The sequence below is a fragment of the Halostagnicola larsenii XH-48 genome, assembly GCF_000517625.1.
Classification (GTDB): Archaea; Halobacteriota; Halobacteria; order Halobacteriales; family Natrialbaceae; genus Halostagnicola; species Halostagnicola larsenii.
The window spans coordinates 882,830-896,255 of the sequence record NZ_CP007055.1; the positions used below are offsets into that span (position 1 = coordinate 882,830).

The 13,426-nt window shown below is 58.6% G+C and carries 18 protein-coding genes and 1 pseudogene; 3 read left to right on the forward strand and 16 right to left on the reverse strand.

Annotated elements, in window-relative coordinates; genetic code table 11:
* Positions 1 to 10: 10 nt before the first annotated feature.
* A pseudogene (locus HALLA_RS04355) lies at positions 11 to 2,044 on the reverse strand (type II/IV secretion system ATPase subunit); the annotation flags it as partial.
* Between the two features lie 540 nt (positions 2,045 to 2,584).
* On the opposite strand from HALLA_RS04355, the gene HALLA_RS04360 reads away from it, so the two are divergent.
* Positions 2,585 to 2,923: a hypothetical protein gene (locus tag HALLA_RS04360; RefSeq protein WP_049952251.1), complete on the forward strand. Its 339-nt coding sequence runs from the start codon at positions 2,585 to 2,587 to the stop codon at positions 2,921 to 2,923.
* A 57-nt stretch (positions 2,924 to 2,980) separates the two neighbouring features.
* Here HALLA_RS04360 and HALLA_RS04365 read toward each other — a convergent pair whose 3' ends face one another.
* Together HALLA_RS04365 and HALLA_RS04370 are read right to left on the reverse strand one after the other, a co-directional pair.
* Positions 2,981 to 3,376, reverse strand: a complete 396-nt coding sequence (locus HALLA_RS04365; protein ID WP_049952252.1) for a PIN domain-containing protein — start codon at positions 3,374 to 3,376, stop codon at positions 2,981 to 2,983.
* Positions 3,373 to 3,570 carry a DUF7557 family protein gene (locus HALLA_RS04370; protein ID WP_049952253.1) on the reverse strand — a complete coding sequence of 66 codons (198 nt, stop codon included), beginning with the start codon at positions 3,568 to 3,570 and terminating at the stop codon, positions 3,373 to 3,375. Before HALLA_RS04370 ends, HALLA_RS04365 begins: the two co-directional genes overlap by 4 nt.
* Positions 3,571 to 3,925: 355 nt before the next feature.
* On the opposite strand from HALLA_RS04370, the gene HALLA_RS04375 reads away from it, so the two are divergent.
* Positions 3,926 to 4,345 (forward strand): SWIM zinc finger family protein, encoded by a 420-nt coding sequence (locus HALLA_RS04375; protein WP_049952254.1) that lies wholly within the window; start codon positions 3,926 to 3,928, stop codon positions 4,343 to 4,345.
* Positions 4,346 to 4,472: 127 nt separating this feature from the next.
* The gene (locus HALLA_RS04380; protein ID WP_049952255.1) at positions 4,473 to 4,925 is read left to right on the forward strand and encodes a ribbon-helix-helix domain-containing protein; all 453 of its coding nucleotides are present in this window, start codon (positions 4,473 to 4,475) and stop codon (positions 4,923 to 4,925) included.
* A 427-nt stretch (positions 4,926 to 5,352) separates the two neighbouring features.
* Here the strand turns inward: HALLA_RS04380 and HALLA_RS04385 are convergent, their stop codons facing one another.
* The 13 genes from HALLA_RS04385 to HALLA_RS04440 all read right to left on the reverse strand — a co-directional run bounded on the left by HALLA_RS04385 (position 5,353) and on the right by HALLA_RS04440 (position 13,158).
* A complete protein-coding gene (locus tag HALLA_RS04385; protein ID WP_049952256.1) occupies positions 5,353 to 5,574 on the reverse strand; it encodes a hypothetical protein in 222 nt (73 codons plus the stop codon).
* Between the two features lie 2 nt (positions 5,575 to 5,576).
* Complete coding sequence (locus HALLA_RS04390) at positions 5,577 to 8,144, reverse strand: hypothetical protein (RefSeq protein ID WP_049952257.1); 2,568 nt, start codon at positions 8,142 to 8,144, stop codon at positions 5,577 to 5,579.
* Positions 8,145 to 8,162: 18 nt separating this feature from the next.
* Positions 8,163 to 8,702, reverse strand: coding sequence for a hypothetical protein (locus tag HALLA_RS04395; protein ID WP_049952258.1), 540 nt, complete (start codon positions 8,700 to 8,702; stop codon positions 8,163 to 8,165).
* Positions 8,699 to 9,496, reverse strand: coding sequence for a hypothetical protein (locus HALLA_RS04400; RefSeq protein WP_049952260.1), 798 nt, complete (start codon positions 9,494 to 9,496; stop codon positions 8,699 to 8,701). Before HALLA_RS04400 ends, HALLA_RS04395 begins: the two co-directional genes overlap by 4 nt.
* 106 nt (positions 9,497 to 9,602) lie before the next feature.
* On the reverse strand, positions 9,603 to 10,106 hold the full coding sequence (locus HALLA_RS04405) for a hypothetical protein (protein ID WP_049952261.1): 504 nt from the start codon (positions 10,104 to 10,106) through the stop codon (positions 9,603 to 9,605).
* Entirely contained in the window at positions 10,099 to 10,308 is a 210-nt protein-coding gene (locus HALLA_RS04410; protein ID WP_049952262.1) for a hypothetical protein, read from the reverse strand. Before HALLA_RS04410 ends, HALLA_RS04405 begins: the two co-directional genes overlap by 8 nt.
* Positions 10,308 to 10,511 carry a hypothetical protein gene (locus HALLA_RS04415; RefSeq protein WP_049952263.1) on the reverse strand — a complete coding sequence of 68 codons (204 nt, stop codon included), beginning with the start codon at positions 10,509 to 10,511 and terminating at the stop codon, positions 10,308 to 10,310. The genes HALLA_RS04410 and HALLA_RS04415 overlap by 1 nt, the downstream gene beginning before the upstream one ends.
* Positions 10,508 to 10,738 carry a hypothetical protein gene (locus HALLA_RS04420; protein ID WP_049952264.1) on the reverse strand — a complete coding sequence of 77 codons (231 nt, stop codon included), beginning with the start codon at positions 10,736 to 10,738 and terminating at the stop codon, positions 10,508 to 10,510. Before HALLA_RS04420 ends, HALLA_RS04415 begins: the two co-directional genes overlap by 4 nt.
* Complete coding sequence (locus HALLA_RS04425; protein ID WP_049952265.1) at positions 10,738 to 11,391, reverse strand: hypothetical protein; 654 nt, start codon at positions 11,389 to 11,391, stop codon at positions 10,738 to 10,740. The genes HALLA_RS04420 and HALLA_RS04425 overlap by 1 nt, the downstream gene beginning before the upstream one ends.
* Positions 11,392 to 11,440: 49 nt before the next feature.
* Positions 11,441 to 11,611, reverse strand: a complete 171-nt coding sequence (locus tag HALLA_RS20430) for a hypothetical protein (RefSeq protein WP_157231321.1) — start codon at positions 11,609 to 11,611, stop codon at positions 11,441 to 11,443.
* 6 nt (positions 11,612 to 11,617) lie between these two features.
* Complete coding sequence (locus HALLA_RS04430) at positions 11,618 to 12,340, reverse strand: hypothetical protein (protein WP_049952266.1); 723 nt, start codon at positions 12,338 to 12,340, stop codon at positions 11,618 to 11,620.
* A gap of 6 nt (positions 12,341 to 12,346) precedes the next feature.
* Entirely contained in the window at positions 12,347 to 12,823 is a 477-nt protein-coding gene (locus HALLA_RS04435; protein WP_049952267.1) for a hypothetical protein, read from the reverse strand.
* 2 nt (positions 12,824 to 12,825) lie between these two features.
* Positions 12,826 to 13,158, reverse strand: a complete 333-nt coding sequence (locus HALLA_RS04440; protein ID WP_157231322.1) for a hypothetical protein — start codon at positions 13,156 to 13,158, stop codon at positions 12,826 to 12,828.
* Between the last annotated feature and the right edge of the window lie 268 nt (positions 13,159 to 13,426).

Sequence of the window (13,426 nt, forward strand, 5' to 3'; positions counted from 1 at the left end):
GCCAGGACGGCAACTCGACCGGAGAACGGGACGATTCGACGGCTTCGCTCGAGGCCGCTTCAATCTCGGTTCGGTAGTCGTCGAATAGCTCCTCGTCGGCGCGTCTCAGTATCGCCTTCGAACGCCGGTTCGTCTCTGGGGTGGGGCTCGGGCGTGAAACCTGTCCGGCCGTCTCCGGATCGCCGATCAGGACGCTTTCCATCCCTCGGAGGTCCTCGAGACTGTCCTTGAGCCGGTCGGTCGCCATGAGCGTACGAACGCGTTGGGGATCAGCCATATACGCCTGAATAGTCGCAGCGACGTCCGCGTAGGCGTCCAGTCCGTTCTGGATCAGATACGCGAGGACGACCTGCCGCTCGAACAGTTCGCGCTCGAGCGTTTCCCGACTCCAGCCCCGATCGAATCTGATCTCCTCGAGCGTACTCGAGTCGCCGATCCTGCGAAAGTCGTCCGTTTTTGCCCGCCACTGGTAGACGTCCTGAACGTTGATCTCGTCGTATTCTGCGTCGTACTGGTTGATCTCGGTTATTCCCGTGTTTCGGCGGACGGTCTCTCCACCCACCGTCGTCTGGGTCTGGACCGCCACCAGATCGAGCGCGCTGAAGACCGTCTTCGAGACGTCGATTGGGGCCGTCGTAAACCGCGTGAGGACTTCGCCGACGGAGTCGGCGTGGAAGGTCGTACAGGTCGTGTGCCCGGTCGACATGACCTGAAACAGCGTTCGTCCCTCCTCGCCGCGGACTTCGCCCATCACGATGTAGTCCGGTCGCTGGCGCAGCGTCGCCTCGAGCAGGTCGAACTCGTCGACGGCCCCCGTCGAGTCGGCCGTGAGCGAGGGGCGCGTCGTACTCGCGATCCAGTTTCGCTGCGGGAGCGTGACCTCGCGGGTGTCCTCGATCGAGACGACCTTCGCGCTCGAGGGGATAAACAGCGAGATGGCGTTCAGACTCGTCGTCTTCCCGGAGGCCGTGCCGCCGGCTAACAGCAGGTTTCGGTCGTTCTCGACGGCCAGCCAGAGAAACGCCATCTCCGCTATGCTGTACGTATGCCAGTTGACTAGATCGACCGGGGTGTAGGGCACGTCGGTGAACTGGCGGATGGTGTAGTTGGTCCCCCGATCCGAGACCTCCGTTCCGAGCGTCAACTGGGCGCGCGAGCCGTCCGGGAGCGTCGCATCGACCTGCGGGCGGCGTTTGCTGATCCCGTTTCCGGATCGCTGGGCGAGTTTGACGACGAAGTCGTCGAGGTCCGTTCGGCCGTGCTCGACGTTCGTGATGAGCTGTTCGTACTTCGAGTGGTAGACGAACACCGGCGTGTCGTAGCCGTCGACGGAGATGTCCTCGACGTTGCGGTCGTGTTTGATGCCGTCGATTCGCTCGTAGCCGACGAAATCCCGGCACAATCGGTAGCGCAGCTTTTCGACCTGGTACTCGCTGATCGTCGCCCGGTCGTCGGCGAGGATAGCCCCCTCCGGGCGCGCCTCGATCCCCTCGAGCGCTCGTCGGGCGTCGGATTCGTCCGGATCTTCGTCGCAAAATAACGACGAAACCCGCTCGAGAAGCCCGCGATCGCTTCGGTTTCGGGGCGTCTCGAGCAGGTCGTACCGCTCGAGCAGCCGTCCGATTTCCGCTTCGATGACCGCGCGTCGGTCCGCCCGGTCTGCGTCCGCCGCGACGTTCTCGTCGGCGTACTTGATCGTCCGCTTGAGTTTGGCCGCGAGAAAGTCTCGAACGTCAGCCTCGAGGTCGTTCAGCGTCGGTTCGACGAGGTAGTACTTGCGCTCGTTTTCGGCCGGCGCGTGGAAGATGCTGACGAACGCGTAGGGTTCGTTCACCCAGTAGCGATCGAGTTCTCGAAACCGGGATTTCTTCTCGAGCGGGACCGCCTTCTCGAGGTCGTACCGGTTCGTCACCGTGGGCGTCCCGTCGGCGGTCGAGAAGAACTCGTCCTCGTCGATGGTCTCTCGGATGTCGACCGTGCGTTCGTCGACGATATCGGCGAGCGCCGATCCAATTTCCGTCGCGGTTACGAGCGAGTCTTCGAGGCGCGTTCGGCCGGCCGAAGCGCCGGAACTGGCCCTACCCTCGCCGTGATTTTCCGATTTCCCAGCGAGCGGATCGGTCACCTCCCTCGGCGTGTCGTTCCGCGGGTCCGACCGGCTCGAGGCGTCGATGGTCATAGACGGGGTTCGCTTCCTTCTGCCTCAAAAACCCATTCGCCTCGAGTCGGCTGCCGTTCGATTCCGCTCTCGGGTCACGCGCGGGGCTTTCGGCTGTCGAAGTTGATTTGGGGTTCTCGAGTGCACATTATTCCCGTCCAGAAATGTCATTTATATGATACTAAGGGACATTGGGTCGAATGGAAGCCAAAACTCCACGGAAGGGGACGTTTGTATTTGAAATGCCCCGGGTGGTGGACACCCGAGACGTGGCTTCCAACCCCATGAAGGATCGGTTGCCATGATTGGATATCTTCTCCGCGGGCTTAAACATCCCGTCCGACAGACGAATCGAAGTCGAGTACAGCTAGCCACCGCTCACGCACCGCCAGTCGTGGCGAACGTGCTCGGAGGTGGATACGAGCAATGACCGCGCCGACGGACAGTCTGGTCGTGGACATCGTTCGAACGCTCGAGAAGGAGGGGGTTCCTCGAGACGCCTACCAGCTCGGTAGGGAGTTCGATCCCGAGGCGCTCGCCCGGCTGCTCGACACAGGTGGTGACGCGGTCGAAGTCTGTCACGAGATTCATGGCGTGGCGCTTCTCGTGACGAAGCAGGGCATTTGGGTGGCTGAGGAGGACCGGTCTGCCCGTCCTGAGTGTCCCCAGTGTGGAGCGGTGGTTACTGCGGTCGTCCAACTCGTTCCAGAATATTATAACGCGTACCCCTGTGGCTGTTGGGTTAGGGGTGATCTGCTCGAGTAATTGAGGGCTCGAGCAGTTCGAAGAGGTGACGACTCCGATAGGTCCAGATCGCTATTTTCAGTCTTTCCGAAGGTTCACTACCTGCATTCTGGATTCGAGAGCAGCCGTCTGAAAATCGGCATCTGCAACGACGAGTACATCGCCGGTTGAGCGAGCGGTCGCCGCGATCATGAGATCGCGAACAGCCATTCGTTCGCCATCGGTGAGCAGTTCGTCTTGCAATCGAGCCGCTTCGAGCGCGATATCTTCGTTGAACTCGAGCGAATGGACGCCACCGAAGTGCTGGCGCTCTCCGCTCACATCTGTTTCGCCGCTGCCAAGCGTTCCGGCGAGAACTTCGTAGACACAGATCGCTGAGGTAAGGTACGGGTCGTCCTGTGATTCGACGAACTCGACAGTATCCTCGACTCCCTCGAGCATATCGATGATAACCGATGAATCAAGAAACGTCATCGATCGAAGCTCTCTCGAGAGCGATCGATAGCGTCGCGAGCGCGATCAGCGGTGTCCGCGTCCCACGCACCGACAGTGATCGGCTTTTCGTCGTTTACGAGTCGCTCTAGCAGCTCGTCGAAACTCTCGTCGTCGCGCTTGAGGCGATCGAGTTTTGCTTTCGTCTCGTTTGAGACGCGGATTGATGTACTCATATGTATGCATTGTGTATGCATGAGCTAAGAACTTTCGCTGCGACGGCTGATAGTCAAACTGTGTGAATCTTCTATGAGGGACAGTCATCACCCTAACAGGGGCGAATTTGGCGCTTCAATCCCATACCTTCCGGTGTAGAACCCTGACCACGGCGAGAAAATTCGGATGGACTCGCCGGGCGGGCAATTGGGAAACGCGGTCATGGGCAACCGCAGTACAGCGGAGGGGTCAGAGCATGACCCGATACTGTCCACACTGTGGTGGTCGGATGCGAACCAAAACGTCGATGGGCGGCATCCCTCGAACAGTTTGTGAAAACGGCCCACATCCCGCTGTGGAGGTGGATCAGCAGCAATGAGCGCGTTCGAACAACCTGTTGATGTCGAGCCGCTTGACTTTCTCGAGCAGCGCGACGGCGAGACAGCGTCTTGGGAACGTGCTCGTCCCTCTGACGCCCTGATAGAGCCGTTCGGTCGGTTCGGTTACAGAGTAACATTACGAGACGGCGAAGAAGTCCACTACTGCGCTCTCGGGCTCGAAGACGGCGAGTACATCGGACGGTGTGACTGCAAGGGCTGGAAGTACCACGACGGTCCCTGCGCCCATCTCTGCGCTCTACGAAAGGCCGCCTTCATCGGATCGATCGACCTCAAGACAACTGACGGCAGTCCGGACGACGAACTCGAGATGCACCAGGCGACCGGCGAGATTCACGAAGGAGAACGACACGATGCATCGATAGAACAGACACAAGAGCGGGGGCTACTCCCATGATTCGCACACACACCCGCTCACGAGAGGCCTTCGTAGGTCACCACACCCCCCTTGCATCCGAACTGCATTTCCCGACGCCGTCTGCGTATTCACGACTTATGCAAATCGAGGTGGCTCGATGAGCCGAATGGATCACGACCCGACGAGTCGAACTTCATTCGGGTGCCCATCGGATATTCTCGAAAAGCTCGATGAGATCGCCGACCGCGAGGATGTGAGCCGAAGTAAGAAGCTTCGCGAACTGGTTCGACGCGAGGTCGAAGCAAAAGGGGATCTTGAAGGACCAACACCAGTCCTTCCCGACAACGAGAGACTGTCGAAGGCCTACCGAACCCTTCACGATCGAGCCCATGCACCGTACAAAAACAACCCTCGAGTAAAACTCGAGACTGCGAAGAACAAACTCTATAGCAACGAGACGCCCAAGAGTGCAGTTCTCGATGAGATAATCAAACCGCTCGAGAATCTGGGGTACCTCTCTGTCTGGCCCGGAAATCAACACGTCTGGGTAATCGTCCCACCAATGCAGTACACCGATGGTGAGGATATCGTCGAGTCGGCAGAGAAAGCAACTGCCTGAATCCTGTTTCTTGATTCTGAGATTTGAGGCTCTGTTGGAGTCATAATATTCACACGTATTTTTAGCGTGAAACACACGCACACTACAGATGCGTATCTGTCACTTGCGACGGATTGGTTGTACAAAGGCGTAAGCACAAATAAGTAGACTGAGAATAGTGAAAGGCATTGCTACTCGGTCTTGGCTAATGATGAATCCTGCTGTGAGAACCGATACCGCTACAGCAATGAGTGCTGTGTGGATCGAACGGAGGTATACATGGGATGTTGTTTCCTCACCGGTCATATATATGCTATCTGTGTATTCTGTATTAACCTTGTGGAGAGATATACTGTACTGAGCGATTCTTGAGTCCCCTGTACTTACCGCACAGGATAACAAACCGATCCTGTTCTAATGATTTGAACAGAACCAGATTTTGGTGTTTTCACCCCCATCTCTGAGGTATGAAACCGTCAACACCTAGCGTCTGGAACGAGTGTTCACCGAGGTTCACACCACGCCGTCCGAGGTAGAGTGGCGAGTTCGTCGACGCAACGAGGCGGTCGCCGATCCATACCTCGAGGTCGTAGTCGACAGGATACTCTTGGTCGGGAATGTCCATATCCTCCGCAGTCGGCCGGCCGGCAGTCTCGTCAATCTCGGCCATCGCTAGGAGCCACCCCCGTTGTACGCCGCCATCGCCTCGTCGATTGCCGCCGGCTCCTCGTAGAACACTGGCTCATCCGAGAGCGAGCCGTCCGTCGCGAGATAGACGACCTCGCCCTCAGTGTCGTAGGCCGAAAGGAAGAACCGAAACGTGCCGCTGTAGGCGCGCTCCTGGCCGTAGAGGTGCCACCCGTTCATCGAATCGATATACGCGCCCGACTCGGGCCTGTACTCGTCGCGCGGGATCAGCACCGACACCGGGATGTTCACCATCAATCCGAGATAGTCGCGTTGGAGCGCCCCGACCGACGCCGTGATGCCCGGATTCGTCTCGCTCGTCGCCTCAGCGTACACGTCGCCAGCCACCAGTTCGGACGGGTAGACATCCGGAATCCGAAACATCGCATCCAGAACCATCGGCCAGCGGGTGACTCCCATCTCGGGAATCTGGCCGGCACCCTGCTCGAGCGCGATCGTCTGGTGCGACACCGAGCCGTCGCTCGAGCACCCGATCGAGATATCCGGGTGATCCGGCCCACTGACGAACGGGTCCGGTAGTTCCTCCGCTGGGACGTGACCGACGACTCGATCATAGATCGGCTCGTTGCTGTAGCCGTCCTCGAGGTCGTTCTCGTCGCCGGCGTTCTCGCGCTCGGCGTTCAGCGTCGCCACCTCCTCGGCGTCGATCCGCTCGATATCCGTCGACAGGGGTCTGGCGTGGACCGTGCCGATAAAGTCCATCACCTCGTCCTCGGTATAGGACTGCCACGACCACTGAAACAGCGAGTCCATCGTCATCGGGTCGCTAAAGCTGCCGTCGACGACTGCATAGGCCATGTCGTCGTCTTCGTTTTGCGTCTCGATCATCTCGAGCGAGAGGGTCGCCTCGCCCGTCACGTCGACCTCGTCGACGACCGTCGGATTCAATCGGAAAATCTGGCGAAACTCGGTCGTCGGTTCCGTGATCCGGGCTTCGACTTCCGTCGTTCGCGAGCCGCCGATCTCGAGGCGATCCGAGGGCAGGTGAATGCCGTTGTCGATCGTCAACGTCGACGACGACGTACCTAACTCGATGACCTTCGTGCCGACGTTGAACAGGGTGCCGCCGGTGATATCGAGCGCCGACTCGGTTCCCGAGTTCGCGAGCGCCGTCGCCTCGATCGAGACCATCGTCGTCGCGTTCCCATCCGCAAACTGGTACTGATTCAGTGGCGCGGATGACGATGCATCGAGGTTGATGATGCCCTGGTCGTCGTCGTGCTCGACATCGAGCGTATCGATCCGGTGATAGTAGATGTCCTCCTCGAGGTCCTCGTTCCGATCGGCGAACACACTATCATCGATGTGAACCGCGTCGATCTGTACCTCGTCCGGATTGTATTCGAGGGCTGCCTCGAAGCTATCAAACGGGTTTTCTGAGTAGCGTATCCGCAGTTCACCGCGTAGCGATTCACCCGGCGGGATGCAGCCCAGGCCCGAGATAGATATTGATGGCGTTGGCGGCTCACGCTCGCCGTCGTCCTCACCGTCGTTATCGTCGTCTCCATCGTCTCCATCGCCTCCGCCGCCACTGCCGCTACTGCCGCCACCGTCGCCGCCGTCTCCATCTCCGTCAGGACCCGGCCACTCACTCGCCGGATTCGAGCTTTCGCCGTCATCACCGTCATCGCCGTCATCTCCATCGTCACCGTCGTCGCCATCGTCGCCGTCGTCCTCACCATCGTCCTCACCGTCGTCATCGTCCGACTCTGGCGGCTTCACCTGTTCAGACACATCGGTCGGGCAGTTGTAGATCACCTCGACATCGATCAGCGTCAGCCCGGAATCTGCGTCCGTCGACGAGTCGACGATCTCGATCGAGACAGAACACTCCTCGCCGAACGCTTCCACGCTTGCATCCTCCCAGATAGAGGGGTCTTCCGCGTAGATGGCGATTTGCTGCTCAACCGTGACAGGCCACTCACCGGTCGCATACGACTCCTGCCAGTCGAAATTCGCGTACATCGGCGTCCCTAACTCATCGTGATAGTACGCGCCGCCCTCCTCGAGGTCGTCGACGCCTTCCAGCAGGACGTTCAGACCCGATCCATCGCCATCAAGGACGTACTGGCTCGGTTCGGTATGCGCGAATGTGTCTGTTGAATCGAACCCACGCAGGAACAGACTCGCGAGCCCGTCGATCCCGACGCCACCGATCCCCGTGACCGATCCCGATTCCACGGACCCGAGTTCCATCGACTCGGTCGAATCGAATCCCTCGAAATAGAGAGCCGAGTTCGAGACTTCGAATGATTGGAGTTCGGCATCTGCTTCCGTGTCGTCAACCGTGTAGTCCGCCGAAACCCAGTACGTTGCGCCTGCTGCTGCCTCGAAAGCGTCGAATCCCTCGATTGATCTGCCATCCTCGAGCGAAACCGTCGCTTGGTTCGCTGCTGTCTCGCCTCCGTTGGGATCCTGGTAGAGCGTGAGGTCAATCGAGTTGGCGTCGGCTATCGAGGTTTCGATGATCGCAAACCTAACCCTGTAGTCCCACACTGTCGGTTCCGTCGTGAAGGTTGCTATTTCAGTCATTTGTTATTTTAGTTAGGGCTATAGTCGTTCAATATCGATCTTGTAAACCTCAACTTCAGCATGGTTGAGCGTGGAGGAGAGGTTATCTAAGGCACCGACGTATAATTCACAGATTTCAGAGACATTCTCTACATCAATCGATACCCCTGACCCTGTTGATCCGGGGGTGAAGGTGAAGGTGTCAATTTCATCGCCGGTATCAGGGTCTCTCATCCGAACAACAGCGCGACCCTCTTGCTGAGTCATCGCCCATTCAACAACTAACCTATCAATCTGTGAGAAATCAATTGGTTCGTTATATTTGAAAGAGGACTCTGAAACTGAACCGCTATCGTCGTCTTCAGCAAAACAGTAGAGATGATCGGACTCTTTCGAGCGGCTTCCCGAGTCTGTTCGTCCAGCTACCCAATTTTCTTCACCTTGCCCCTCGTTATATAGTCCGTACTCAGGGAACAAAGAGAGATAGTCATAAGAGACGCTACCTCCCGCAAAAAAGAGGTTTGCAGACGAAACTACGTTCTCCTCCGAGAGGTTAAACGAGAAGGATTCCCCGTTCATGCGCTCTCCTCCGGAATTTCGTAGAACGCGAAGAGCGTCCCTTGAGCGTCCACTCTTACGTCGTGCTGTTCTGTGCTATTCGCGACGGAAAACTCGTAAAAGACGTACTTGTCCAGTTGATCGGTCGCTAGATCTGCGCGGTCCCACGTTGATCGGGGATCTTCATCATCTCTGAGTTCAGTACTGTAGCTCAAGACGGTCGTCCCGTTAAATCTGATCGAAGTGCCACCCGTGTAACCCACGCCACTCGATTCATTCTCGATCTCGACGGCCCCGATTCCAATCAGGTTGTGGAGTTCGGAGGTATCGGTCAGCGAGACAGCGGCCGTCTGAGTCGCCGAGTCATTCGTGTTGTCGAGTTTCCACAGTCCGAGGTGGGTTGCATCCGGGTAATCGTAGAAGTAGAGGCCAACATCCGATGCAACGAACTCCCCCGGGTTCCCTAACTGCTCTCTGATATTCTCGATATGGTCTTTCAGTCTATTATGACGGACTGGGCGAGGTCCAGTCGAGAAATTATCTCTGTCCTTCAGTATTCGGTCTTCATCGATCGGGTCGTCTGTCTCGATCCAGACGACTACCCACCCGTCCGTTTTCACCCGGAAATGAATCGTATTCCCGCCGATCGAGTCGGTTAACTGGCCGGTTACGCCATTATCGTAGGGCTCCCACGAGTCGATTGGCTGGTAGTCGATCGCGTCGACCGGGTCGATCGAGGTCGCGCCGGCCTCGAGGGCGTTCCACCAGGCCATGATCGAAACCGCGCTATCGTCGATATCTGGCAGTGTCGCCATTACTCGCCCGCCTCGTTCTCGTCGCTCTGGTTATCGCTCGATTCGCCTCTCAGTGCCTCTTTCGGTGGTTTCGTATGTTCCATGAATCTCTGAAAAGTGATCGTCCTCAGTCCATCGCCATGACGAGAATCTGCGTATCCTCGTCGTCCTCCGACCGCTTGCGAACGGACATCGCCGACGCATCGAGCCCGCCCTCGGGGGCGACCGTGAACGGCGCGTTTTCCTCCTCGAGCGGAATCTTGCGGTTGTCGCCCGACTGGCGGAAGGACACATAGATGGGCTGATCGAAGCCCCAGAGCGTCACCTGTGTCGCGGGGAAGCCCCAGTTCAAGATGCCCTCAGATTCGTCGTGTGTGTCGACTGCGAGCGGTTGCTCGGTGACGAAGTAGTTCGCCTCCTGTTGGTCTGGCCGGTCCTCTGACGGAAAGCCGGCGTCCCCACGGTTCTCGATCTGCATCTCCATCAAGATCGCCGCGAGCAGCGACTGGGTCTCGTCCTCGAATAGCTGGTACAAGAGGTCTCCCGACCGCTGTGGAAAGTACGGATCGAGGAGATGGTCGACGGCCGTGTTCGTGTTGCCGAACGGGATTGCACTCGGTGGTTCACTCATTGTTGTCTTGGCCTCCGTCTGTCGCTACGTCTTGGATATCGTGCCGGAGCGACCGCAGTACTGCGGTATGTTCTTGAATCGATTCGAGCCACTTCTGGCGCTCTTCGCGACGGTCGTCGCGCTCCTCCTGGTACTGGCGGAAGAGGAGCAGGAACGCCGCGATGGGGAAGCCGAGACTGCTTATCAGTTCAACAGCCTCCATCACTCACCCCCCTCCACGAGTTGCCAAACGAGCACGACCGCGATGAGCGCGAACAGCAGCATCATGGCGTTGTTCAGGTCCGAGAGGATCGGTACCCCCGAATCGTCGCCTCCGAACAGGTTGATGCCATAGCCGCTGAGCACGCCCGTCGCCGCCGCCCGAAGCCGCGTTCCCGCGAGCACGCTGGCGAGTGGAACCGTCATTTCTTCAGCAGGAGGATGAGGACGAGTGCTGCCCCTCCTGCTAGCAGCAGTAACGTTTGCTGATCCATGCCTGCGATGCCCTCTGGTTCGTCGTTGTTCCCGCCCCCGCCGAGGAACGGAATGCCGTCCATCATCGTCCCGAGCGAGAGCCCGGTTGCGCCGGCTGTGAGCAAGCCGGTTGAGCCGGTGAGTGAGCCGGCGAGCGCGCCGGCCAGTGGGACCGGCATTAGAGAATCACCCACGCTAAGACGACGATCGCGGCGATGATCCCCGCGACGATCATCAGCTCTTGCTGGGTGGTGGGTTGACCGTTTCCGTTACCGTTCCCTCCGCCACTGTCGTTACCACCACCGCCGTCGTTACCGATGATCGGGATGTCGCTGATGTCGATTCCGCCGATTGACTCGCCGTCATTCGACAGGTAACTCCACGTCGCATAGAGCGGGTTGCCAGCCGCCAAGAGGGTTGAGTCGCCGTCTGCGGCGTTCTCGCCCCAGTCGGTCACTGCGTCGACGGTGTCGTTACCCCAGTCGGTGACCGTATCGAAGCTGTCACCGCCCCAGTCGGTGATCCCGTCGACGCCGCCGGCGAGCCCATCCGTCACATCGTCGAAGCTGTTGCCGCCCCAGTCGGTGACGTTATCGACGGTGTCGCCGCCCCAGTCGGTGAGGTCGTCGACGCCGCCAGTGAATCCGCCGGTCACGTCGTCGATGGTGTCGCCACCCCAGTCGGCGAATCCATCGGTCAGGTCGCCGACGCTGGTATTGTTGTTCCATTCGACGAATCCATCAACGCTTCCGGTCACGTCGTCGACGACGCCCGACCCGGTGTCGGCCACGTTGTCGATGATGTTCGAACCGGGCAGATTGCCGAACGGCACTAGGGATCACCGGGCGGTCGATCCCATATCGTTCGTGTGTTGTGTTTGATCATTTGACTGATACCCAGATGTTGATGACGACGAGCACCACGTTCACGACCGTCAGGATCAGCAGCAGGTCGTCTTTGCAGATCGGCTCTGAACCCGACGACTCGGTGTTGGTAACCGAGTAGCCGCCGTCTCCGTAGGTGGTGTCGCCGTGCTCGAGGAGCGGGATCACGAAGGATCACGCTCGGTTGATGATGTCGTGTGCAACTGCTCGCGCAAGTCCCTCGAGGTCCTGACTGCCCTGCACGTACGGGAGCGAGATGATCGCGTTCCGCGCTCGCGTTCCGCTTGCGTCGTCCGCAAAGGTGATCTGATAGTCCGGATCGGCGTAGACGTTCACCCGCCAGTCCTTCGGGACGACGCGCATCAGTTCGGTCTCGCCGATCTCGAAGTGACGCGGTTCCTCGTCCTGATCGCGCTGGTGCATGAGTTCCATCGGTTCCTCGAAGATCCGTTCCGAAACCGATCCATGCGTGGACGGAGCCTGTTTCTCGATTTCGAGCGGGCAGTCCGCGCCGCTGATGTAGTACGCTGCGAGGTCCTGTGCGTTCCCGTCATCGGTGTACTCGAAGGAATTCGCGCCGTAGTCGACGTTACTCGGCGAGATTTTCGACCCGTCTGCGAAGACGAGCAGGTCGCGCGACTGGGGACTCTCGAGGAGATCGTGCGAGAGTTCGAACGTCTGCGCCTCGGTCTGGCCGGCACTCGTGAAGGTCTCGAAGGCCGGGATGGCGAGCCGCAGCGGGCGGTCCTGGCGGAGCACCAGCGGGTTCGGCGCTTGGAAACTCGCGATGAGCGACCGCGACCCGCTCTCGGCGGAGCCCAGGTCGAAATCGTCACGCTTCAGACGTGCCGGCGTCCCCTGCATGTTCCGAAGCTGGGTGATGATGGTATCGAACATCCAAAATCACCGCTGGTGTTCCGAGACGCCCGTTCGTTCGAAGTACAGTTTCGATTCCCCCCAGTCGATCGCTTCGTCTGAGTTGATTTCGACGGCGAACTCGTCGACATCTCGAATGTTGACGCGCTCGGCTTTGAGTTCGTGTTTTACCGAGTCGACGTGATTCGAGTCCTGCTGTTGGGAGATCGACTTGTTGTTGTAGGTGCTGATGTTGTCCTGTTCGTACGAGAGGGTCTGATACCGGGTGTCGCCCGGTCTGCGGCCCGACAGGACCATGGTCGTATCCGTCGGCAGGGGATCGCCGTCTGCGTCGAAGAGTTTGGCGTAGATCGCGATGCCTGCCGCATCGCCCTGCGAAACCTCGTTCTCGATGGTGACGTAGGTCCCGTCTTCCGGATCGACCGTGAAGATCGGTGTGAGTTCGTTCGGTGAGTTGGCGACCGTTTCGACGATGTTGCTGTTGTGGTTCAGATTCTTCCCCATGGTTAGTTACCTGCGAGAGTGTCCGTGATTTCGAGCCGGTTCGAGACGACGTTCTCCGCGATGTACACGCCTGATCCGAGGCCGACCGAGTGGCGATGACTGCCACTCAGGACGTAGCCCGAGCCGAAGATCATCGCGAGACCATACACCTCGTTCGGCAGAGTGATGATGTCGCGTCCCTCGAGGGTCGACTTCACGAAGAACGGAAGGAGATACCCCGCGAAAACGAGGATTACCTCGAACCACATTCCGAAATCGAGCAGTCGCCCGAGTTCGCCCTGGGCTGTGTCGGTTGCGGACTCAGCCGCGTCGGTCACTGCATCAGTTGGTGCCATTGCAGAAACTCGAATCGGGGTTCTCGGCATTATACCCCCTACGAAACGCAGACAGAGCGTTCGTTAGATTTCGTTATCAGTAGTTGGTAATACAGTATCTTTTTTCAGAGCCGGGTGTGAAAATGAGGCATCCCGGTTCGGTAACTACAGGTGCGTATTTACTGCCGAGAATTTATGTGATTCTACCTGTTAGTCCAACTATGATAAATTATCTCGAAGAAGTTCCGTGGGGTAATCTTTGGCGCTGGGGAGTAAGTTCGTTGTTGTT

Coding starts and splice junctions, on each gene's coding strand:
- HALLA_RS04360 (WP_049952251.1), top strand. CDS start 2,585: ATGACCGCGCCGACGGACAGTCTGGTCGTGGACATCGTTCGAACGCTC.
- HALLA_RS04365 (WP_049952252.1), bottom strand. CDS start 3,376: ATGACGTTTCTTGATTCATCGGTTATCATCGATATGCTCGAGGGAGTC.
- HALLA_RS04370 (WP_049952253.1), bottom strand. CDS start 3,570: ATGAGTACATCAATCCGCGTCTCAAACGAGACGAAAGCAAAACTCGAT.
- HALLA_RS04375 (WP_049952254.1), top strand. CDS start 3,926: ATGAGCGCGTTCGAACAACCTGTTGATGTCGAGCCGCTTGACTTTCTC.
- HALLA_RS04380 (WP_049952255.1), top strand. CDS start 4,473: ATGGATCACGACCCGACGAGTCGAACTTCATTCGGGTGCCCATCGGAT.
- HALLA_RS04385 (WP_049952256.1), bottom strand. CDS start 5,574: ATGGCCGAGATTGACGAGACTGCCGGCCGGCCGACTGCGGAGGATATG.
- HALLA_RS04390 (WP_049952257.1), bottom strand. CDS start 8,144: ATGACTGAAATAGCAACCTTCACGACGGAACCGACAGTGTGGGACTAC.
- HALLA_RS04395 (WP_049952258.1), bottom strand. CDS start 8,702: ATGAACGGGGAATCCTTCTCGTTTAACCTCTCGGAGGAGAACGTAGTT.
- HALLA_RS04400 (WP_049952260.1), bottom strand. CDS start 9,496: ATGGCGACACTGCCAGATATCGACGATAGCGCGGTTTCGATCATGGCC.
- HALLA_RS04405 (WP_049952261.1), bottom strand. CDS start 10,106: ATGAGTGAACCACCGAGTGCAATCCCGTTCGGCAACACGAACACGGCC.
- HALLA_RS04410 (WP_049952262.1), bottom strand. CDS start 10,308: ATGGAGGCTGTTGAACTGATAAGCAGTCTCGGCTTCCCCATCGCGGCG.
- HALLA_RS04415 (WP_049952263.1), bottom strand. CDS start 10,511: ATGACGGTTCCACTCGCCAGCGTGCTCGCGGGAACGCGGCTTCGGGCG.
- HALLA_RS04420 (WP_049952264.1), bottom strand. CDS start 10,738: ATGCCGGTCCCACTGGCCGGCGCGCTCGCCGGCTCACTCACCGGCTCA.
- HALLA_RS04430 (WP_049952266.1), bottom strand. CDS start 12,340: ATGTTCGATACCATCATCACCCAGCTTCGGAACATGCAGGGGACGCCG.
- HALLA_RS04435 (WP_049952267.1), bottom strand. CDS start 12,823: ATGGGGAAGAATCTGAACCACAACAGCAACATCGTCGAAACGGTCGCC.
- HALLA_RS04440 (WP_157231322.1), bottom strand. CDS start 13,158: ATGGCACCAACTGATGCAGTGACCGACGCGGCTGAGTCCGCAACCGAC.